Genomic DNA, 20,181 nt, shown 5'->3' with positions numbered 1-20,181 from the left:
GCCGGGCCGCGCAACGGGCATTCGAGAGGCGCCGGAGAGCCTGCGCGATCGGAGGCCGGCGGGGCCAACCTGCTATCGGGAACTACTGAACGTTTCCTTAGCGGTAGCCTGATCTAACCCGCATTTGTGTATTGGAAGGACCTGGCCGACGAAAAACCACGTCGGCCGAAATATGTGATGAACCGAAAAAATGTCGTCCGCACCCTGACCGTCATCGCGGTTGTGCTGTTGCTGGGTTGGTCCTTCTTCTATTTCAGCGACGACACCCGTGGGTATCACTCAGTGGATACCTCGGTCGCTGTCGCCCAGATCAACTCCGGCAATGTCACCAGCGCCCAGATCGATGACCGTGAGCAGCAGCTCCGGCTCGATCTGAAGAACGTGACCGGCGATACCGACAACAGCAACAAGATCATCACCTCGTTCCCCACCGGGTACGCGGTGCCGCTGTTCGACGCGCTCAACGCCAAGAACGTCAAGACCAAGACGGTGGTCAACCAGGGCAGCATCCTGAGTTCGCTGTTCATCTACCTGCTGCCGCTGCTGCTCCTGGTCGGGCTGTTCTTCATGTTCTCGCGGATGCAGGGCGGCGGCCGGATGGGCTTCGGCTTCGGCAAGTCCCGCGCCAAGATGCTGGGCAAGGACATGCCCAAGACCACCTTCGCCGACGTCGCCGGCGTGGACGAGGCGGTCGAAGAGCTCTACGAGATCAAGGACTTCCTGCAGAACCCGTCGCGGTATCAGGCCCTCGGCGCCAAGATCCCCAAGGGTGTGCTGCTGTACGGCCCGCCAGGCACCGGTAAGACCCTCCTGGCGCGCGCTGTCGCCGGTGAGGCCGGGGTTCCGTTCTTCACGATTTCAGGTTCGGACTTCGTCGAGATGTTCGTCGGCGTCGGCGCCTCACGGGTGCGCGACCTGTTCGAGCAGGCCAAGCAGAACAGCCCGTGCATCATCTTCGTCGACGAGATCGACGCCGTCGGCCGCCAGCGCGGCGCCGGCCTGGGCGGTGGTCACGACGAACGCGAACAGACCCTCAACCAGCTGCTGGTCGAGATGGACGGTTTCGGCGACCGGCAGGGCGTCATCTTGATCGCTGCCACCAACCGGCCCGACATCCTGGACCCGGCACTGCTGCGGCCCGGCCGCTTCGACCGGCAGATCCCGGTGTCCAACCCGGACCTGGCCGGCCGCAAGGCGGTGCTGCGGGTGCACTCGGCCGGCAAGCCGATCGGCCCCGACGCAGACCTGGACGGCCTGGCCAAGCGCACCGTGGGGATGTCCGGAGCCGACCTGGCGAACGTCATCAACGAGGCAGCGCTGCTGACCGCCCGCGAGAACGGGTCGGTGATCGCCGGGCCGGCCCTGGAAGAGGCCGTCGACCGGGTCATCGGTGGACCGCGGCGCAAGGGCAGGCTGATCAGCGAGCACGAAAAGAAGATCACCGCCTACCACGAGGCCGGGCACACGCTGGCAGGTTGGGCGATGCCGAACCTGGACCCGGTGTACAAGGTGACCATCCTGGCCCGCGGCCGCACCGGCGGTCACGCCGTCGCTGTCCCCGAGGATGACAAGGGTCTGCAGACCCGTTCCGAGCTGGTGGCCCGACTGGTCATGGCGATCGGCGGTCGTGCCGCCGAGGAGCTGATCTTCCGCGAGCCCACCACCGGCGCGGTCTCGGACATCGAGCAGGCCACCAAGATCGCCCGCGCCATGGTCACCGAGCACGGTATGAGTCCCAAGCTGGGCGCGGTGCGGTACGGCACCGAACATGGTGACCCGTTCCTGGGCCGCAGCATGGGCACCCAGGCGGACTACAGCCACGAGGTCGCCCAGATCATCGACGACGAGGTGCGCAAGCTCATTGAGGCCGCGCACACCGAGGCCTGGGATGTGCTGACCGAGTACCGCGACGTACTCGACATCCTGGCCGGCGAGCTGCTGGAGAAGGAGACCCTGCACCGCGCCGATCTGGAGATCATCCTCGCCGACGTCAAGAAGCGCCCCCGGCTGACCATGTTCGACGACTTCGGTGGCCGTATCCCGTCCGAGAAGCCCCCGATCAAGACGCCGGGCGAGCTGGCCATCGAACGCGGTGAGCCGTGGCCACCGCCGGCCCAGGAACCGGCGTTCAAGGCGGCCATCGCGGCGGCCAGCCAGGCGGCATCGGCAGTGACCGGCAATAACGGTCACAGTGGCCCGAACGGTGCTGGTGTCAACGGTCAGACCCAGCCGGACTACGGTGCCCCCGCCGGATGGCAGGCCCCAGGCTGGCCGCCGCCGGGGCAGCCGCAGGCACCGCAGCAGCCCTACCCGCCGCAGGGGCAGTGGTATCCGCAACCGGGTTGGGGACAGGTTCCGCACCCGGGCCAGCAGCCCCCGCGCCCCGGCGGCTACCAGCCCTACCCGCAGCACCCGCAGCACCCGTCTGACGACCAGGCCCCGCCTACTCACGGCTGACCCGAACGGAGCCCACACATGACGCGGTCGCAGAACCATACGGCCACGGTCACCGTCCCGCAGTTCGATCAGGAGCGTGCCGAGGCTGCGGTCCGGGAGCTGCTGGTGGCAGTCGGTGAGGACCCGCAGCGTGACGGCCTGGTGGAGACCCCGGCACGGGTTGCGCGGGCTTTCAAGGAGATCTTCGGCGGGCTGTACACCGATCCGGATGCGGTGCTGGACACCACCTTTGACGAGGGTCACGACGAGTTGGTCTTGGTCAAAGAGATCCCGATGTACTCGACTTGCGAGCATCACCTGGTGTCCTTTCATGGCGTGGCCCACGTCGGCTACATCCCTGGCCACGACGGCCGGGTGACGGGACTGTCGAAGATCGCGCGTCTGGTGGACCTGTACGCCAAGCGTCCGCAGGTGCAGGAACGGCTGACCGCGCAGATCGCCGATGCACTGATGCGCAAGCTCAATCCGCGTGGCGCGATCGTGGTGATCGAGGCCGAGCACCTGTGCATGGCGATGCGTGGAGTGCGTAAGCCCGGTGCCATCACCACCACCTCGGCGGTGCGCGGACAGTTCAAGACGGACAAGGCTTCTCGGGCCGAGGCTCTGGAACTGATCCTGCGCAGGTGAGCACTCGGCCCGATCCCGTCGCTTCGCTCGCCCCGGGCCTTCATCCCGTCGCTTCGCTCGCCCCGGTGGTCATGGGAGTTGTCAACGTCACCCACGACTCGTTCTCCGACGGGGGACGCTACCTGGATCGGGATCGGGCAGTGGCCCATGGTCTGGCGCTGGTCGGGCAGGGCGCCCAGATCATCGATGTCGGAGGCGAGTCGACTCGTCCCGGCGCCACCCGCCTGGCTTCGGACGTCGAACGTGACCGGGTATTACCCGTCGTCAAAGAGCTTGCAGCTCAAGGCGTTGTCGTCAGCATCGACACCATGCATGCCGACGTCGCCGAAGCTGCGCTGGAGTGCGGGGCGCGGATGGTCAACGACGTGTCGGGCGGGCGTGCCGATGCCGGGATGGCCCCGCTGCTGGCAGCAGCCAAAGTGCCCTGGGTGCTGATGCATTGGCGTCCGGTCGACGCCGCGCAACCGCACCACGTGACGGTCTACGGTGATGTGGTTGCCGATGTGCGTGCCGAGCTGCTTGCCGACGTTGATGCCGCGGTGGCGGCCGGGGTGGTCGTGGAGAACCTGATCATCGATCCCGGTCTGGGTTTCGCCAAGTCGGCCCAACACAATTGGGCGCTGTTGCGGGCGCTGCCGGAGTTCGTCGGCACCGGGATTCCGGTGCTGGTCGGAGCGTCGCGCAAGCGCTTTCTCGGCAGTCTGCTGGCCGAGTCCGATGGCACTGCACGGACACCGGACGGCCGCGAGACGGCCACGGCAGTGATCTCCGCATTGGCCGCCGAGCATGGCGCCTGGGGCGTGCGGGTGCACGACGTGCGAGCCTCGGTGGATGCGGTGAAAGTGGTGAAGGCGTGGGCGTCGGGCGGTTTGGAGGGCGTTGATGGCTGATCGAATTGAATTGCGCGGCTTGACTGTTCGCGGAAATCACGGGGTATTCGACCACGAGCGGGTCGACGGCCAGGACTTCGTCGTCGACATCACGGTGTGGATCGATCTGGCGGCCGCGGCGGCCAGTGACGAGTTGTCCGACACTCTCGACTACGGCGCCCTGGCGCAACGCGCCGCGGCCATCATCGAAGGACCGCCGCGCAATTTGATCGAGACGGTATCGGCCGAGATCGCCGACGACGTGATGACCGACGAGCGGGTGCACGCCGTCGAGGTGGTGCTGCACAAACCGAACGCGCCGATCCCGTTGACGTTCAACGACGTTGCAGTGGTGGCGCGGCGGTCCCGGCGAGGTGGCCGCGCCGGATGAGTACCGTTGTGCTGTCCATCGGTTCCAATCTGGGCGACCGGTTGGCGCACCTGCAGTCGGTGGTCGACGGTCTGCGCGATGCGGTGCGTGCTGTGTCTCCGGTGTACGAGACCGATGCCTGGGGTGGCGTCGAGCAGGGACCGTTCCTCAATGCGGTGCTGCTGGCCGATGATCCGGCACGCGGTGCCCGGAATTGGCTACAGCTGGCCCACGAATTCGAGGATGGCGCCCGGCGGGTGCGCGAACAGCATTGGGGCCCGCGGACTCTCGACGTCGATATCGTCTGCTGCCGCGACTCGCACGGTGAAGTGCGTTCCGATGGCCCGACTTTGACGCTTCCGCATCCTTTCGCCCATCAACGGGCCTTCGTGCTGACCCCGTGGCTGGCAGCAGACCCGGACGCGGAGCTGACACTTGACGGTCGGCCTCAGCCGGTGGCGCAGTTGCTCCGCGCTCTGGATCCCGCGGAACGCGACGGTGTCCGACTGACCGAATTGTCGTTGGTGCACTGATGGGCCCGACGCGTAAACGTGATCTCACCGCGGCTGTGGTGCTGGTGGGCCTGCTCGGATATCTCGTGGTGGTCCTGACCTATCACTGGTTCCCACCGATCACCACGTGGAGTGGGGTGTCGCTGTTGGTGGTGGCGATCGGCGAGGCGGTCTGGGCATTTCAGGTGCGGTCCAAGATCTCTGGTGGTCACATCGGGGAAGGCGCGGGGCGGTTGCACCCGTTGACGGTCGCGCGCTCGGTGGTCATCGCCAAGGCATCGGCATGGGTGGGCGCACCGGCGGAAGGTTGGTGGCTGGCGGTATTGGCGTATCTGCTGCCGCGACGCGGAACCCTGCGAGTCGCCGCGGCTGATACCGGAGGCGCGGTGGTCGCTGCGATCAGCGCACTGGCCCTGGTGGCGGCCGCCTTGTGGTTACAGCATTGCTGCAAGTCACCGCCGGGCCAACCAGACCAGAACGACAACGGCTCCGAGTAGATAACGATCGAGGGTGATGGCGAGAATCGCCGTTGCCGTCGACACGTGATGTGAGCTGTGAACGGTACAGTCAGCCCATGACCGATCCGTCCCGGGGAGTGCGCGCCCGGCGCCCGATCCGTCGGCCGGGTTGGGCGCTGTTGACGACGTTGCTGGTGTTGGCCATCGTCGCGAGTTCGGCCTTGGTGTTCACCGACGAGGTCCAGCTGCTCAAACTTGCTGTGGTGCTTGCCTTGTGGGCGGCGGTCGCGGCGGCGTTCGTATCGTTCATCTATCGGCGCCAGGCTGATGCCGACAAGGCCCGCATCCGGGACCTCAAGACGGTCTACAACTTGCAGCTGGATCGGGAGATTTCGGCTCGGCGTGAGTATGAGTTGTCCGTCGAGTCGCATCTACGCCGTGAGCTGGCTTCCGAGCTGCGTGCCCAGTCCGCGGACGAAGTGGCGGCGCTGCGGGCCGAACTGGCCGCTCTCCGCACACATTTGGAGATCCTGTTCGATACCGATCTGGAACATCGCCCGGCGTTGGGCACGGTGCAGTCGGCTGAGCGCAACGCGCGCGTCATCGCCAGCCGGATCGATACCGAGGACCGGCGTGAAAAGGACGCTGAGCCGAAAACCGAAGAGAGCCCGATCATTGACGTTGCGGCCGAGCCGCATCCCAGTGATGAAGACTGGGCCCCGTCGCTGATGCCGCAGGGTGGGGCGCACCGCCGGGCGCACGAGACTGCTCCGGAGACACCTGGGCCGGTCCCGCAACCGAGTCAGCCGCCGACCGTCCCCCCACCGGCACCCCCGATTCAACCGCCGGCCGGACCGGTTCAGCCGCCGGCCGCGCAGTGGCGGCCGGTCGAGGTCGAAGGGCAGTGGATTCCGGCCGGCGCCCCGGGCAGCAATTGGGTGGCTCCGGCTCCCGAGGACGACCGTGGCCCCGAACCGACCATGACCTTGCCGGCCGTGCCCCCGCAGCGGCGCAGCCGGTACGCCGAGGAGCGGGAGCCCGCCGGCTCAGTAGTACCCGAATCGGATCAGGGCCCGCGCACCGCGCCGCCGGCACTCGCGGTGCCTGTGAGCGAACCCACACCGGCCCGGCACCGGAGCGCCGAAGAAGAGGAACAGCCTGGTCAGCACGCCGGCGGCCAATCGGCCGCGGAGTTGCTGGCCCGTCTGCAGGTCAATGTTGGTGAGGGCGGGCGTCGTCGGCGACGGGAAGACTGAGCTACCCTTTTAGCGACCGTCCGGTACCTGCCAGGCAGGACTGGAACGCTTGAACCACCAATTGTGAGGTCGCTGCGATGGGGCAGCTTGACGGACTGCGTCCGGCCCGGCTCACTGTCGGAATCATTTCCGCAGGTCGGGTCGGTAGTGCGTTGGGATTGGCACTGGAACGTGCCGACCACGTGGTGGTCGCCTGCAGTGCGATATCGCAGGCCTCTCTGCGCCGCGCCCAGCTCCGCTTACCCGACACCCTGGTGCTTCCCATCCATGATGTCGCTGCCCGCGCCGAGTTGCTGCTCCTGGCCGTCCCTGACGCCGAGCTGGCAGGACTGGTATCCGGGCTGGCGGCGACGGGCGCGGTGCGTCCCGGCGCGATCGTCGTCCACACCTCGGGAGCCAACGGCATCGCGGTGCTCGAGCCGCTCACCCAGCAGGGCTGTATCCCGCTGGCCATCCATCCGGCAATGACGTTCACCGGGTCCGACGAGGACATCGTGCGGTTGTCGGACACCTGTTTCGCGGTCACCGCGGCCGATGAGATCGGCTATGCGATCGCGCAGTCACTGGTGCTGGAGATCGGCGGTGAGCCGTTCCGGGTCCGGGAGGATGCCCGCACGCTGTATCACGCGGCGCTGGCGCACGCGGGCAACCACGTCATCACCGTGGTGCTCGACGCCGTGGAGGCGTTGCGCAGCGCGCTGGAGGGGCAGGAGCTGCTGGGCCAGGAATTGGTCGGTGGTGGTCCCGGCGGTATTGCCGAGCGGATCGTGGCACCGCTGGCCCGCGCCTCTCTGGAAAATGCGCTGCAGCGTGGACAGGCCGCTCTGACCGGTCCGGTGGCTCGTGGTGACGCGGCCGCGGTGGCAGCTCATCTCGATGCCCTCGATGAGGTGGATGGCGAACTGGCGCAAGGATATCGGGCGCTGTCATTGCGTACGGCGCAGCGTGCCCACGCGCCCGCCGAGGTCTTTTCCGTGTTGAAGTCATCCGGGGCGAGCGGAGCGACGGGAAATAGAAACGAACCAGGGAGACAGCCGTGACGGATCGCAAACCGCCGAAATTCGTTGCGGGCGAACTGAACCTGTACCGCAACCCGCAGGACGTATCGGATGTGACCCGGGCGTTGCGGGCCACCGGTCGACGGGTCACCCTGGTGCCCACCATGGGCGCGCTGCACGACGGTCATCTGGAGCTGGTGCGTACTGCCAAGAAGGTGCCCGGAGCTGTCGTCGTGGTCTCGATCTTCGTCAACCCGCTGCAGTTCGGTGCGGGGGAGGACCTCGACGCCTACCCGCGCACCCTGGATTCCGATGTCGAGCTGCTCGAATCCGAGGGCGTCGAGGTGGTGTTCGCGCCCAGCGCCGCCGAGATGTACCCCGAGGGTCAGCGCACCACGGTGCTGCCGGGTCCGATCGGCGCGGAGCTCGAAGGGGGCTCTCGGCCAACGCATTTCGCTGGCATGCTGACCGTGGTGCTCAAGCTGCTGCAGATCGTCCGGCCGGATCGGGCGTTCTTCGGCGAAAAGGATTACCAGCAGTTGGTTCTGGTCCGCCAGATGGTCGACGACCTCAACGTCGACGTGCGGATCGTGGCCGTGCCGATCGTCCGGGAGAACGACGGCCTGGCCATGTCATCGCGTAATCGCTACCTCGACGAGGTGCAGCGGGAACACGCCGGGGCGCTGTCGGCGGCGATGCTGGCCGGAAAGTACGGGGCCCCAAGGGGTGTCGAGGCGGCCTTGGATGCCGCACGCGCAGTGCTCGACGAGGTTCCGTCGATTGACGTCGACTATCTGGAAGTGCGGGACCCCTGGTTGGGGCCTGCTCCGGCCAGTGGGCCGGGCCGGTTGTTGGTCGCGGCTCGCGTCGGCAACACCAGATTGCTGGACAACATTTCCATTGATGTTGGTGCATCCGCAGGGATCGACGGGCATCCGCTCGTCGGCCAGGACGGTAACAACCATGAATTACCTTGGAGGAACTGATGTTGCGTACCATGCTCAAGTCCAAGATCCACCGTGCCACGGTGACTCAGGCGGACCTGCATTACGTCGGGTCGGTCACCATCGACGCTGATCTGATGGACGCCGCCGACCTGCTCGAGGGAGAGCAGGTCACCATCGTCGACATCGACAACGGCAACCGGCTGGTCACCTATGCCATCACCGGCGAGCGTGGCACCGGGATCATCGGAATCAACGGTGCCGCAGCGCATCTGATCCACCCCGGCGACCTGGTCATCTTGATTGCCTACGGCACCATGGAGGACGCCGAGGCCAAGGCCTTCCGGCCCCGGGTGATTTTCGTCGACGGCCAGAACCGGCAGATCGACTTCTCGCATGACGCCGCGCACGTGCCGGACGGCGTCGACGGCCTGTTGTCACCGCGGTAACCGCGGTGCTGCTGGCGATCGACGTTCGCAACACCCACACCGTGGTGGGCCTGATCTCGGGGTCCGGATCACACGCAAAGGTGGTGCAGAACTGGCGGATTCGGACCGAGTCCGAGGTGACGGCCGATGAGCTGGCGCTGACCCTCGACGGCCTGATCGGTGACGACTCGGAAAGCTTGGTCGGCGCCACGGGCCTATCGACGGTGCCTTCGGTACTACACGAGATCCGGGTGATGCTGGAGCAGTACTGGCCGTCGGTCCCGCATGTGTTGATCGAGCCGGGCGTACGCACGGGTATTCCGCTGCTGGTGGACAATCCCAAAGAGGTCGGCGCCGACCGCATCGTCAATTGTCTTGCCGCATACCATAAATACGGGACTGCGGCGATCGTGGTGGACTTCGGTTCGTCGATCTGTGTGGACGTGGTCTCGTCCAAGGGGGAGTTCCTCGGTGGTGCCATTGCGCCAGGGATCCAGGTGTCCTCCGATGCTGCGGCCGCGCGCTCGGCGGCGCTGCGCCGTGTCGAGTTGACCCGGCCGCGGTCGGTGATCGGCAAGAACACCGTCGAATGCATGCAGGCCGGTGCGGTTTTCGGGTTCGCGGCCCTGGTCGACGGTCTGGTGCACCGGATCCGGGACGACGTCGACGGTTTTGCCGGTGACAATGTCGCGGTGGTAGCGACCGGCCATACCGCCCCGCTGGTGTTGCCCGACCTGCGGACCGTGCAGCACTACGACAAACACCTGACGCTCAATGGCCTTCGGATGGTCTTCGAGCGCAACCAGCACAACAAACGCGCCAAGTGACCTGAGCACGAGACTCGCGCCCGGCATGGGAGATCGTGCACCGGTCACTCAGAAGAAGGTGCGGACCAATTCGACCACGCGGTGATCGTCGTCGATCATCGGGATCAGCTGCCACTTGTCGAAAACCGTGCACGGGTGCGAGATTCCGAACTCAACCCACTCACCGACCACCAGGTGCTGGTCCGTCGGCGCCAGCCGTAGGTAGGCGTGTTGGTCGTTGAGCTTCTCCACGCGGCTACCGGTCAACCCGTAGGGCACCGGCAGATCCTGGTCGAAGGACGCATCGCGGCGACCCATGTTGAGGATCGCCAGGTCGGGTTCCGGGCGGGAGATCACCTGCGCCCAAACACTCAGTGCGGGCTCCAGATGCGCGTCATCTACCCGGCCCAGTGGCGTGGTCCGCGCGTACAGGCCATCGTCGTGGGTCAGATAGCAACCACTGCGCACGATGGTGCGTACCGACATCTCCGCCGGCCATTTGGTCAACGTCTCGGCGACCAGGTCGAAGTAGGTACTGCCGCCGGCGGACACGATGACCTCGTCGGTCTCGAACAGCGGGTGTAGGGCGATCGCAGTATCGCGAAGTGTATTCAGGTAAGCGGCAACGGCATTCAGGGATGCGTCGGTCACCGCATGGCCGGCGGCGGCCTCGTACCCGGCGACCCCGACAAGTCGTAGCCGGTCCGAGGCGACCGCGGCCCGGGCCACGGCGTCGATTGTCTCGGCGTCCCGGCAGCCGGTTCGTCCGCCCTCCATGCCGACTTCGACGCACACGTCCAGCGGTCGCTCTGCCTCGGCGAGAGCGCTGGTCATCAATTCCACGCCGGCGACCGAATCCACCCAGCACACCAGCCCGAACTCGGGGTGAGTGTTCAATTCCCCAGCGAGCCACTGCAACCCGGCCGTATCTACCAATTCATTGGCCAGGATCATCTGCTGTACACCGAAGGCGCGGAACACTCGGACCTGGCTGATGGTCGCAACGGTGACGGCCACCGCCCCGGCGCCGAGTTGACGGGCCAGCAGTTGCGGGGACATGTGGGTTTTGCCGTGCGGCGCGAGCAATACCCCGTGGCGTCGGCACCAGCGCGCCATGGTGACCAGGTTGTGCGCCAGCGGCTGGGCTCGGAGCGTGCACACGGGTGACACCGCCCCGTCCGCGAACAGATTCGGCAGTCGGCGACTCACCTGTACGGGCGTCTGTCCCCACCAGGACGACGGCAGTCCCTTGTGGCGCCAGTCGATCGGATCGTCTCCGAGAGCGGTTACCAGCGATACATCCAAACCGGTGGGCATAGCCTTCATTTAAGCTGGCATTTCGTGACGTCAGCAGATAGTTCCGATATTCCCGAGCAGTTCCGCATTCGCCAGGCCAAGCGCGCACGGCTGCTTGCCGAGGGCCGTGAGCCCTACCCGGTCGAGGTGGCGCGTACGCACTCCCTTGCCGAGCTGCGGCAGGCGTACCCCGACCTGGCCGCCGATACCGCTACCGGCCAGGTCGTGGGCGTCGCCGGCCGCATCGTATTCGCCCGAAACTCCGGGAAGCTGTGCTTTGCGACGCTGCAGGAAGGCGACGGCACCCAGCTGCAGGCCATGTTGAGCCTGGACAAGGTCGGTCAGGAGTCCCTCGATGCCTGGAAGGCTGACGTCGACCTCGGTGACATCGTGCTGATCGAGGGTGAAGTGATCAGTTCGCGTCGAGGTGAGCTGTCCGTGCTCGCCGATTCCTGGCAGATCATCTCGAAGGCGCTGCGTCCGCTTCCGGTGGCGCACAAGGAATTGAACGAGGAAACCCGGGTCCGGCAGCGCTACGTCGATTTGATCGTCCGCCCGGAGGCACGAACGATCGCGCGGCAGCGCATCGCGGTGGTGCGTGCGGTGCGATCGGCATTGGAGCGGCGTGGCTTCTTGGAAGTCGAGACGCCGATGTTGCAAACGTTGCCAGGTGGCGCGGCTGCGCGGCCGTTTGTCACGCATTCCAACGCCCTGGACGTCGACCTGTACCTGCGTATTGCGCCGGAGTTGTTCCTCAAGCGCTGCCTGGTCGGCGGTTTTGAGAAGGTTTTTGAGTTGAATCGCAACTTTCGCAACGAAGGAGCCGATTCAACACATTCTCCGGAATTTGCGATGCTGGAGACATATCAGGCATATGGCACCTATGACGATTCCGCCATCGTGACACGCGAGCTTATTCAAGAAGTGGCGGATGAGGCCATTGGGACCCGATTGGTGCCGTTGCCGGATGGCTCGACCTATGACCTCGATGGCGAATGGGCGACCCTCGAAATGTATCCGTCGTTGTCTGCCGCGCTCGGCGAGGAGATCACTCCGGATACCGGTGTCGAACATCTCTGGCTTATTGCGGACAAGCTCGGTGCCGAGATTCCACGCGACCGCGGATACGGACATGGCAAATTGGTGGAAGAACTCTGGGAACACACCGTCGGTGATCACCTGTGGGCACCGACCTTTGTCCGTGACTTCCCGGTCGAGACAACGCCACTGACCAGAGCTCACCGCAGCATCCCAGGTGTGACCGAGAAGTGGGATCTCTATGTTCGTAACTTCGAACTGGCGACCGGATACTCCGAACTCATCGATCCGGTGATTCAGCGGGAGCGCTTCGAAGCCCAGGCCCTTGCTGCTGCTGCAGGTGACGACGAGGCAATGCGGCTTGACGAAGATTTCCTGACCGCATTGGAGTACGCCATGCCACCGACCACCGGTACCGGAATGGGCCTCGATCGTTTGTTGATGGCGTTGACCGGTCTGACGATTAGGGAGACTGTTTTGTTCCCGATTGTCCGGCCGCAGGTGTGATTGTTCGCAGTTCGGGACTCAGTTGTTGTAGGAATTGCGGTCCTATGCCAGCATTGACGGCGGGGGCAGAGTCGATCCTGCCGGCAAACACAGGCAGAAGGGTTAGTGTGGCCTAATGGCGAAGAAAGTAACCGTAACGCTCGTCGACGATTTCGATGGCGAGGGTGCGGCTGACGAGACCGTTGAATTTGCCCTCGACGGTGTGAACTACGAGATAGATCTAACTTCGAAGAACGCTGCCAAGTTGCGTGCGGATTTGAAGAAGTGGGTGGAGGCCGGTCGCCGGGTCGGCGGACGTCGTCGTGGTCGCGCCACCGGTACTGGCCGCGGTCGGGCCACGATCGATCGTGAACAGAGTGCAGCCATCCGCGACTGGGCGCGACGTAATGGACACAGCGTCTCGACTCGCGGTCGCATTCCGGCGGAGGTCATCGACGCATTCCACGCGGCCACTTAATTCGAATTTACGACTCCGTCAATTTTGATTGACCGGCGAACGCGTCGGGGGGATTTGGGGCAACGGTTCCGCGTTGCCCGGCCGCTTCGCTGGCATCGCAGCTGCGGGTTCACGCACCGTGACTCGCGCGATCCAGATGTGGTTGTCCGGGTGAGGTCCCCCCGCGCTAGGCATCTCCGAGCAGTTATTCGGACCTGAAAAATGCGGCAGTGGCACCCGCCTGCTGTTCGCCCTTGGCGTACCGATTCGTGGCACCGATTCCCCGACCAGTGACGTTACCTAGACAGGCCGCCGCAACGGTACGGCCAAACGGGTGTACGCGCGGCAACGAGATACACGGCCAACTAGAGTGGTGTATCTGGGGGACGGGCCGTTATTGCCCCGGGTCAGGAGTGAGGGAGAACGATGTTCGAGAGATTTACCGACCGCGCGAGGCGGGTCGTCGTCCTGGCTCAAGAAGAAGCCCGGATGCTCAACCACAATTACATCGGTACCGAGCACATTCTGCTTGGCCTGATCCACGAGGGCGAGGGTGTCGCAGCGAAGTCGCTGGAGTCGCTCGGCATCTCGCTGGAGGGCGTGCGTAGCCAGGTCGAGGAGATCATCGGCCAAGGTCAGCAGGCGCCGTCGGGGCACATTCCCTTCACCCCGCGGGCCAAGAAGGTCCTCGAACTGAGCCTGCGTGAAGCGCTGCAGCTCGGCCACAACTACATCGGTACCGAGCACATCCTGCTCGGGCTGATTCGCGAGGGCGAGGGCGTCGCAGCCCAGGTGCTGGTCAAGCTCGGTGCGGAACTCACCCGGGTGCGTCAGCAGGTCATCCAGCTGCTGAGCGGCTACCAGGGCAAGGAGACCGCAGAGGCTGGAACCGGCGGCCGCGGCGGCGAAGCGGGCAACCCGTCGACGTCGCTGGTGCTGGATCAGTTCGGCCGTAACCTGACCGCCGCCGCCGCCGAGGGCAAGCTCGACCCCGTCATCGGCCGCGAGAAGGAAATCGAGCGGGTCATGCAGGTGCTGAGCCGCCGCACCAAGAACAACCCGGTGCTGATCGGCGAGCCCGGCGTCGGTAAGACCGCCGTCGTCGAGGGCCTGGCGCAGGCCATCGTGCACGGCGAGGTTCCCGAGACCCTCAAGGACAAGCAGCTCTACACCCTGGACCTGGGTTCGCTGGTCGCGGGCAGCCGCTACCGCGGTGACTTCGAAGAGCGCCTCAAGAAGGTGCTCAAGGAGATCAACACCCGCGGCGACATCATCCTGTTCATCGACGAGCTGCACACGCTGGTCGGTGCCGGTGCTGCCGAGGGCGCGATCGATGCGGCTTCCATCCTGAAGCCGAAGCTGGCCCGTGGCGAGCTGCAGACCATCGGTGCCACCACGCTCGACGAGTACCGCAAGTACATCGAGAAGGACGCCGCCCTGGAGCGCCGGTTCCAGCCGGTCCAGGTGGGCGAACCGACTGTCGAGCACACCATCGAGATCCTCAAGGGTCTGCGCGACCGCTACGAGGCGCACCATCGTGTCTCGATCACCGACGGCGCGCTGGTCGCCGCCGCGACGCTGGCCGACCGGTACATCAACGACCGGTTCCTGCCGGACAAGGCAATCGACCTGATCGACGAGGCCGGCGCCCGGATGCGCATCCGCCGGATGACCGCTCCGCCAGACCTGCGTGAGTTCGACGAGAAGATCGCCGACGCTCGCCGGGAGAAGGAATCGGCGATCGACGCGCAGGATTTCGAGAAGGCCGCGCGCCTGCGGGATACGGAGAAGACCCTGGTCGCCCAGCGCGCCGAGCGAGAGAAGCAGTGGCGTTCGGGGGATCTCGACGTGGTCGCCGAGGTCGATGACGAGCAGATCGCCGAGGTTCTGGGCAACTGGACCGGCATCCCGGTGTTCAAGCTGACCGAGGCCGAGACCACGCGTCTGCTGCGCATGGAAGATGAGCTGCACAAGCGGATCATCGGCCAGGTCGACGCCGTGAAGGCTGTCTCGAAGGCCATCCGGCGTACCCGCGCCGGCCTGAAGGACCCCAAGCGTCCGTCGGGCTCGTTCATCTTCGCCGGCCCGTCCGGCGTCGGTAAGACCGAGCTGTCCAAGGCGCTGGCGGAGTTCCTGTTCGGCGACGACGACGCGCTGATCCAGATCGACATGGGCGAGTTCCACGACCGGTTCACCGCGTCGCGGCTGTTCGGTGCCCCTCCCGGGTACGTCGGCTACGAAGAGGGTGGCCAGCTCACCGAGAAGGTGCGCCGCAAGCCGTTCAGTGTGGTGCTGTTCGACGAGATCGAGAAGGCGCACCAGGAGATCTACAACAGCCTCCTGCAGGTCCTCGAAGACGGCCGTCTGACCGACGGTCAGGGGCGCACTGTGGACTTCAAGAACACCGTGCTGATTTTCACGTCCAACCTGGGCACCAGCGACATCTCCAAGGCAGTGGGTCTGGGCTTCACCCATGGCGGTGGTGAGAACAACTACGAGCGGATGAAGCTCAAGGTGCACGACGAGCTGAAGAAGCACTTCCGCCCGGAGTTCCTGAACCGGATCGATGACATCATCGTGTTCCACCAGTTGACGCAGGACGAGATCGTTCAAATGGTGGAATTGATGATCGCTCGGGTCGGCAAGCAGCTCAAGGCCAAGGACATGGCAATGGAGTTGACGCCGAAGGCCAAGGCACTACTGGCCAAGCGTGGCTTCGATCCGGTGCTGGGTGCGCGGCCACTGCGCCGGACCATCCAGCGCGAGATCGAGGACCAGCTGTCGGAGAAGATCCTCTTCGAGGAGGTCGGCCCTGGTCAGTTGGTCACGGTCGACGTCACCAACTGGGACGGCGAGAGCAACAACACCGAGGATGCGGTGTTCACGTTCGTCGGTCACCCGAAGGAGTCGGCAGAGGCAGATCTGGCTGGAGCCGCTGCGGCCGAGTAACAGTCAACGAAAAAGCACTCCCCGGGAAACCGGGGAGTGCTTTTTCGTTTGTTCAGCCCGCGTCGTTGGAGCGATCGGCCAATCCGAGTCGCAGGTGCTCGCTGTGATAGACGGCTTCGTCGAGTAGTTGGGCGACGTGGTTGTCGTACAGGCTGTAGATGATGCTGCGGCCTGTCCGCGCGCCGGCGACCAGCCCGAGATTGCGCAGCAGGCGCAATTGGTGCGAGACCAGGGATTGTTCCAGCCCGATGGCGTCGGCCAGGTCGGTGACCGAACGGGGGCCCTGGCGCAATTCGGTCAGGATCATCAGCCGGCTCGGGGTGGCCAGCGCCTGCAATGTCGTGGCGACCTGAGCCGCGGCGTCGGCATCGAGCCGTCCGGTCGGGCGATCGCGCCCCTCGACACCGTGTCCCATGAACAAAGTGTACTTAGCCACATAAATGAAGACGTATTCATATCTTCTGATAATCTCGCGGCATGCAAACTGACGTGCGGTCGCCGATTGTGCCGGACCTGGATCCGGTGCCTGTCCGGCGAGCTCGTCGCGTGTTTTCGCTTCCTGAAATGCGTTGGGCTGCAGCGTCACTTGCGCTCTTTCTGGTCGGGCTGGGCGCGCAACTGGTCGGTGCGCCGGCGTGGGTGTGGTGGGTGCTGTACCTGGCCTGCTATGCCACGGGTGGCTGGGAGCCCGCGTTGGCCGGGCTACAGGCGCTACGCGAGAAGGTCCTTGATGTCGACCTGCTGATGGTGGTCGCGGCCGTCGGAGCGGCGGCTATCGGGCAGATCACCGACGGGGCCCTGCTGATCGTCATCTTCGCCACCTCAGGTGCGTTGGAGGCGCTGGCCACTGCCCGGACCGAGGATTCGGTGCGCGGGCTGCTCGACTTGGCGCCCGACACCGCAACCCTGATCACCGCCGAAGGCGGCGAGCAGACGGTGCCGGTGTCCGGCCTGGCCGTAGGGGACGTGCTGCTGGTGCGGCCCGGCGAGCGCATCGCCGCGGACGCGACGGTGATCGCCGGGGCCGGCGAGGTCGATCAGGCCACCATCACCGGCGAGCCGCTGCCGGTGGACAAGGCCGTCGGTGACGAGGTTTTCGCCGGGACCCTCAACGGCACCGGGGCACTACGCATCCGGGTCGATCGGCGCGCCGAGGACTCGGTGGTGGCGCGGATCGCCGCGCTGGTGGAGCGGGCCAGCGCGACCAAGGCGCGCACCCAACTCTTCATCGAGAAGGTCGAGCAGCGGTACTCCATCGGCATGGTCGCCGTTACCATCGCCGTCTTCGTCATCCCGCTGCTGGCGGGCGATTCGCTCCGTGCAGCCCTGCTACGAGCGATGACCTTCATGATCGTCGCCTCTCCCTGTGCAGTGGTATTGGCGACGATGCCGCCCCTGCTCGCCGCGATCGCCAACGCCGGCCGGCACGGCGTCTTGGTCAAATCCGCCGTGGTGATGGAACGGCTCGGGTCCACCGACCTGGTCGCTTTCGACAAGACCGGCACCCTTACCCGCGGAACCCCCGAGTTGGTGGATATCCGAGTGCTGAGTTCCGAGTTCACCGATGACGAGATGCTGAGCCTGGCCGCGGCGGCCGAGCGCGCCAGTGAGCATCCGCTGGGCGCGGCGATGGTCCGCGCGGCGAAGAGTCGCGGGCTCGACGTGCCGGGTGCCGTCGACTTCGTGGCGCGGCCGGGTCGGGGAGTGCAGGCCGCGGTCGGCGGCCGGGTGATCGAGGTCGGGTCGCCGGTCGCGATGCGCGCCGACGACATCGTCGGGGCAATCGAGGAGGCCGGCCGTACCGCCGTCGTCGTCACCGTCGACCATCGCCCCGTCGCGGTGCTGGGCCTGGCCGACCAATTGCGCCCAGATGCGGCGGCGGCAGTTGCGGCCGCTGGCGAATTGACCGGACGGCGCCCCACGTTGCTCACCGGCGACAACCGCGCTGCCGCGCAGGCGGTGGCCGACCGCGTCGGTATCGCCGATGTGCGAGCCGGTCTGCTGCCGCACGAAAAGGTCAGTGCGGTAACGGAATTACAGGACGACGGTACTGCGGTGACGATGGTCGGCGACGGCGTCAACGACGCACCCGCCCTGGCCGCCGCCCACGTCGGGGTCGCGCTTCGCGGGGTGGGATCGGACCTCACCCTGCAGACCGCCGACGCCGTGCTCATCGGTGACGAACTGAGCGCCGTGCCCGCGGTGATCGCGTTGTCGCGTGCGGCTCGCCGGGTGGTCGTGGCCAATCTGGTCATCGCGGCAGCGTTCATCGCCGCCTTGGTGGCCTGGGATCTGGTCGGCACCCTGCCGCTGCCGTTGGGTGTGGCCGGTCACGAAGGTTCCACCATCATCGTCGGCCTCAACGGGCTACGGCTGCTGCGCAACGCGGCCTGGAGCCGCGCGGCCGCCGAGCGGCGGTAATCGCAGGCGCCTATGCCTCACCGGTTGGCGCCCAACGCTTTTCGATGCCGCTGAACTTCCAATATGCGATGGCGCCGAGCCAGGTGACCACGAACAGGCCGACGATGATGAAGCCGACGTTGTTCAGGTCGATGGCGCTGACCCAGTCGGAGAACGGGTTCACCCAGTCCATGTTGTCGTGCAGCACCCCGACCAGTTCGATGGTGCCGATCAGCAGGGCGACCGCGACCGACAGTCCGGTGATGGTCAGGTTGTAGTAGATCTTGCGGACCGGCTTGGCGAACGCCCAGTCGTAGGCCACCGTCATGAACAACCCGTCCGCGGTGTCCATCAAGCTCATGCCCGCTGCGAACAGCACCGGCAGCGTCAGCACGGCGAACCACGGCAGACCGGCTGCGGCTCCGGTGCCGGCGAGCGCGAGCAGCGCAACTTCGGTGGCGGTATCGAATCCCAGTCCGAACAGCAATCCGACCGGGAACATCTGGATCGGGCGTTTGATCCGCTTCATCACGGGACGCAGGATGCGGGCCAGGAATCCGCGGTTGTCCAGCTGGTCTTCAAGGTCCTGTTCGTCGAACTCACCCCGACGTAGCGCGGTGAACACGCGCCAGATGCCGATCAGCGCAACGATATTGATGATGCCGATCAGCCAGAGAAACAGGCCAGAGGCGAGCGTTCCGGCAATACCGAGTTCACGGCGGATCGGCGAGCCATCGCTGGTCAGGTCCCCGGCCACCTTGGCTGCGACGACGACCAGGACGGCCATCGCGAGCACGATCGTGGAATGACCCATGGCGAACCAGAAGCCGACCGACTTCGGCTTCGACCCGTCGGCGGTCAGCTTGCGGGTGGTGTTGTCGATGGCGGCGATGTGGTCGGCATCGAAGGCATGCCGCAGGCCGAACGTATAGGCGGTGATACCCAGGCCGACTCCGAACACCTGGGTTCCGACTTGGTAGTGGTTCGGAGCGATCAATAGCAGCAGCGATCCGAAACCGACGATGTGTAGCAGCGCGATCGCGGTGGCCAGAGCGGCGAACTCCCGCCAGTCCTTGCGGTCCCATGCCTTGGTCATCCGGCGAAACACGTTGCCGGCAGATTCAACTGATTCGGACATCCCTACACCTCCCTGGGGATCTCGCGTCCCCGTTGTGGGCCGTCCAGGTGGGCAGGTCTGACTTTCACCATCTTTGCATCGGTGGTGATCACAGTGGCGCGACCGTTCCGGATTCACACCGGATTCCGTGCCGCCTGGGCAACAATGCGCAACGTATCACTCCGGGCTCTCTGCTGCCAACGACCGTTTGGCGGCCGTACCGCGATGCGCCGCAAGACCTTTCGGCGACCGACAGATTTATTGGCGAGGCGGGAACCAAACGGGTCGCGTCGGCGACTAACTAATGCGTCTCTTTGACTGTCGTGCCTCGACTCGAACGAAAGCGATATCCCATGAAAATCGGCCCTGTGCTGGCTGTCACCGCCGTCCTGACTGCATCTGGCCTGATCAGCCCGGGTATCGCCGCCGCTCACGACTGGGTGGTGGGCAGTTCGCCCGCCGAGAACTCGACGGGACCGGCCCCTTCCCAGGTGTCGATCACCTTCAACGAGCCGGTCACCAATGCCGAGATCTGGGTGACGGGTAGTGATCACGCTGCGTGGTCAACGGGACCGACGAACGGCTCGGGTTCGACGTACTCGATTGCGCTGCGGCCGTCGTTGCCGGCAGGTGAGTACACGGTGCACTGGAAGAACAATGCGGCCGATGGTGACGACGTCCACAGCTCGTGGTTGTTCACCGTCAGTTGATGG

19 protein-coding genes and 1 riboswitch are annotated in these 20,181 nt (G+C 65.5%); of the genes, 16 read left to right on the top strand and 3 right to left on the bottom strand.

All coding sequences use genetic code 11. From position 1 onward, the window contains the following. The first annotated feature begins 177 nt into the window (after window positions 1-177). From ftsH to ABIA30_RS11445, 11 genes are all read left to right on the top strand, one after another. Window positions 178-2,457, top strand: a complete 2,280-nt coding sequence (gene ftsH, locus ABIA30_RS11495; protein ID WP_370065174.1) for an ATP-dependent zinc metalloprotease FtsH — start codon at window positions 178-180, stop codon at window positions 2,455-2,457. Between the two features lie 18 nt (window positions 2,458-2,475). Further along, on the top strand, window positions 2,476-3,084 hold the full coding sequence (folE, locus tag ABIA30_RS11490) for a GTP cyclohydrolase I FolE (protein WP_370065172.1): 609 nt from the start codon (window positions 2,476-2,478) through the stop codon (window positions 3,082-3,084). 71 nt (window positions 3,085-3,155) lie between these two features. Further along, the gene (gene folP / locus ABIA30_RS11485) at window positions 3,156-3,974 is read left to right on the top strand and encodes a dihydropteroate synthase (protein WP_370065536.1); all 819 of its coding nucleotides are present in this window, start codon (window positions 3,156-3,158) and stop codon (window positions 3,972-3,974) included. After that, on the top strand, window positions 3,967-4,344 hold the full coding sequence (folB, locus tag ABIA30_RS11480; protein WP_370065170.1) for a dihydroneopterin aldolase: 378 nt from the start codon (window positions 3,967-3,969) through the stop codon (window positions 4,342-4,344). Before folP ends, folB begins: the two co-directional genes overlap by 8 nt. Beyond that, window positions 4,341-4,856 (top strand): 2-amino-4-hydroxy-6-hydroxymethyldihydropteridine diphosphokinase, encoded by a 516-nt coding sequence (folK, locus tag ABIA30_RS11475; RefSeq protein WP_370065168.1) that lies wholly within the window; start codon window positions 4,341-4,343, stop codon window positions 4,854-4,856. The genes folB and folK overlap by 4 nt, the downstream gene beginning before the upstream one ends. Beyond that, a complete protein-coding gene (locus tag ABIA30_RS11470; RefSeq protein ID WP_370065166.1) occupies window positions 4,856-5,332 on the top strand; it encodes a DUF3180 domain-containing protein in 477 nt (158 codons plus the stop codon). Before folK ends, ABIA30_RS11470 begins: the two co-directional genes overlap by 1 nt. Before the next feature lie 77 nt (window positions 5,333-5,409). Beyond that, entirely contained in the window at window positions 5,410-6,549 is a 1,140-nt protein-coding gene (locus ABIA30_RS11465; protein WP_370065164.1) for a DUF6779 domain-containing protein, read from the top strand. Window positions 6,550-6,626: 77 nt separating this feature from the next. Further along, on the top strand, window positions 6,627-7,589 hold the full coding sequence (locus ABIA30_RS11460) for a Rossmann-like and DUF2520 domain-containing protein (RefSeq protein ID WP_370065162.1): 963 nt from the start codon (window positions 6,627-6,629) through the stop codon (window positions 7,587-7,589). Beyond that, the gene (panC, locus tag ABIA30_RS11455; RefSeq protein WP_370065160.1) at window positions 7,586-8,533 is read left to right on the top strand and encodes a pantoate--beta-alanine ligase; all 948 of its coding nucleotides are present in this window, start codon (window positions 7,586-7,588) and stop codon (window positions 8,531-8,533) included. Before ABIA30_RS11460 ends, panC begins: the two co-directional genes overlap by 4 nt. Continuing rightward, on the top strand, window positions 8,533-8,940 hold the full coding sequence (panD, locus tag ABIA30_RS11450; RefSeq protein WP_370065158.1) for an aspartate 1-decarboxylase: 408 nt from the start codon (window positions 8,533-8,535) through the stop codon (window positions 8,938-8,940). Before panC ends, panD begins: the two co-directional genes overlap by 1 nt. Window positions 8,941-8,945: 5 nt before the next feature. Beyond that, on the top strand, window positions 8,946-9,746 hold the full coding sequence (locus tag ABIA30_RS11445; protein WP_370065156.1) for a type III pantothenate kinase: 801 nt from the start codon (window positions 8,946-8,948) through the stop codon (window positions 9,744-9,746). A 48-nt stretch (window positions 9,747-9,794) separates the two neighbouring features. On the opposite strand, the gene ABIA30_RS11440 is transcribed toward ABIA30_RS11445, so the two are convergent. Next, on the bottom strand, window positions 9,795-11,042 hold the full coding sequence (locus ABIA30_RS11440; RefSeq protein ID WP_370065154.1) for an amino acid deaminase: 1,248 nt from the start codon (window positions 11,040-11,042) through the stop codon (window positions 9,795-9,797). A gap of 24 nt (window positions 11,043-11,066) precedes the next feature. Here ABIA30_RS11440 and lysS point away from each other — a divergent pair, with 24 nt between their 5' ends. The 3 genes from lysS to clpC1 all read left to right on the top strand — a co-directional run bounded on the left by lysS (window position 11,067) and on the right by clpC1 (window position 15,951). Then, window positions 11,067-12,566: a lysine--tRNA ligase gene (lysS, locus tag ABIA30_RS11435; RefSeq protein WP_370065153.1), complete on the top strand. Its 1,500-nt coding sequence runs from the start codon at window positions 11,067-11,069 to the stop codon at window positions 12,564-12,566. A gap of 115 nt (window positions 12,567-12,681) precedes the next feature. Further along, window positions 12,682-13,023: a histone-like nucleoid-structuring protein Lsr2 gene (lsr2, locus tag ABIA30_RS11430; RefSeq protein WP_370065151.1), complete on the top strand. Its 342-nt coding sequence runs from the start codon at window positions 12,682-12,684 to the stop codon at window positions 13,021-13,023. Window positions 13,024-13,428: 405 nt separating this feature from the next. Beyond that, on the top strand, window positions 13,429-15,951 hold the full coding sequence (gene clpC1 / locus ABIA30_RS11425) for an ATP-dependent protease ATP-binding subunit ClpC (RefSeq protein ID WP_370065149.1): 2,523 nt from the start codon (window positions 13,429-13,431) through the stop codon (window positions 15,949-15,951). Window positions 15,952-16,003: 52 nt separating this feature from the next. Here clpC1 and ABIA30_RS11420 read toward each other — a convergent pair whose 3' ends face one another. Further along, entirely contained in the window at window positions 16,004-16,366 is a 363-nt protein-coding gene (locus ABIA30_RS11420) for an ArsR/SmtB family transcription factor (RefSeq protein WP_370065147.1), read from the bottom strand. A 62-nt stretch (window positions 16,367-16,428) separates the two neighbouring features. Here ABIA30_RS11420 and ABIA30_RS11415 point away from each other — a divergent pair, with 62 nt between their 5' ends. Further along, entirely contained in the window at window positions 16,429-18,372 is a 1,944-nt protein-coding gene (locus ABIA30_RS11415; RefSeq protein WP_370065145.1) for a heavy metal translocating P-type ATPase, read from the top strand. A gap of 10 nt (window positions 18,373-18,382) precedes the next feature. Here ABIA30_RS11415 and ABIA30_RS11410 read toward each other — a convergent pair whose 3' ends face one another. Next, window positions 18,383-19,489 carry a HoxN/HupN/NixA family nickel/cobalt transporter gene (locus ABIA30_RS11410; protein ID WP_370065143.1) on the bottom strand — a complete coding sequence of 369 codons (1,107 nt, stop codon included), beginning with the start codon at window positions 19,487-19,489 and terminating at the stop codon, window positions 18,383-18,385. Between the two features lie 32 nt (window positions 19,490-19,521). Then, window positions 19,522-19,650: riboswitch (cobalamin riboswitch) on the bottom strand. 171 nt (window positions 19,651-19,821) lie between these two features. On the opposite strand from ABIA30_RS11410, the gene ABIA30_RS11405 reads away from it, so the two are divergent. Further along, window positions 19,822-20,178 (top strand): copper resistance protein CopC, encoded by a 357-nt coding sequence (locus ABIA30_RS11405; RefSeq protein WP_370065141.1) that lies wholly within the window; start codon window positions 19,822-19,824, stop codon window positions 20,176-20,178. The last annotated feature ends 3 nt before the right edge of the window (window positions 20,179-20,181 follow it).

Source organism: Mycobacterium sp. MAA66 (genome assembly GCF_041261665.1).
Lineage (GTDB): Bacteria > Actinomycetota > Actinomycetes > Mycobacteriales > Mycobacteriaceae > Mycobacterium.
This window is presented reverse-complemented; position numbering and strand designations above follow the sequence as displayed.

Excerpts from the sequence above, each read along its gene's own strand:
- ABIA30_RS11460 (WP_370065162.1), top strand. The coding sequence starts at position 6,627 with ATGGGGCAGCTTGACGGACTGCGTCCGGCCCGGCTCACTGTCGGAATC.
- ftsH (WP_370065174.1), top strand. The coding sequence starts at position 178 with ATGAACCGAAAAAATGTCGTCCGCACCCTGACCGTCATCGCGGTTGTG.
- ABIA30_RS11405 (WP_370065141.1), top strand. The coding sequence starts at position 19,822 with ATGAAAATCGGCCCTGTGCTGGCTGTCACCGCCGTCCTGACTGCATCT.
- panD (WP_370065158.1), top strand. The coding sequence starts at position 8,533 with ATGTTGCGTACCATGCTCAAGTCCAAGATCCACCGTGCCACGGTGACT.
- ABIA30_RS11465 (WP_370065164.1), top strand. The coding sequence starts at position 5,410 with ATGACCGATCCGTCCCGGGGAGTGCGCGCCCGGCGCCCGATCCGTCGG.
- folP (WP_370065536.1), top strand. The coding sequence starts at position 3,156 with ATGGGAGTTGTCAACGTCACCCACGACTCGTTCTCCGACGGGGGACGC.
- ABIA30_RS11440 (WP_370065154.1), bottom strand. The coding sequence starts at position 11,042 with ATGCCCACCGGTTTGGATGTATCGCTGGTAACCGCTCTCGGAGACGAT.
- lsr2 (WP_370065151.1), top strand. The coding sequence starts at position 12,682 with ATGGCGAAGAAAGTAACCGTAACGCTCGTCGACGATTTCGATGGCGAG.
- clpC1 (WP_370065149.1), top strand. The coding sequence starts at position 13,429 with ATGTTCGAGAGATTTACCGACCGCGCGAGGCGGGTCGTCGTCCTGGCT.
- ABIA30_RS11470 (WP_370065166.1), top strand. The coding sequence starts at position 4,856 with ATGGGCCCGACGCGTAAACGTGATCTCACCGCGGCTGTGGTGCTGGTG.
- ABIA30_RS11420 (WP_370065147.1), bottom strand. The coding sequence starts at position 16,366 with ATGGGACACGGTGTCGAGGGGCGCGATCGCCCGACCGGACGGCTCGAT.
- ABIA30_RS11410 (WP_370065143.1), bottom strand. The coding sequence starts at position 19,489 with ATGTCCGAATCAGTTGAATCTGCCGGCAACGTGTTTCGCCGGATGACC.
- ABIA30_RS11415 (WP_370065145.1), top strand. The coding sequence starts at position 16,429 with ATGCAAACTGACGTGCGGTCGCCGATTGTGCCGGACCTGGATCCGGTG.
- folK (WP_370065168.1), top strand. The coding sequence starts at position 4,341 with ATGAGTACCGTTGTGCTGTCCATCGGTTCCAATCTGGGCGACCGGTTG.
- folE (WP_370065172.1), top strand. The coding sequence starts at position 2,476 with ATGACGCGGTCGCAGAACCATACGGCCACGGTCACCGTCCCGCAGTTC.
- folB (WP_370065170.1), top strand. The coding sequence starts at position 3,967 with ATGGCTGATCGAATTGAATTGCGCGGCTTGACTGTTCGCGGAAATCAC.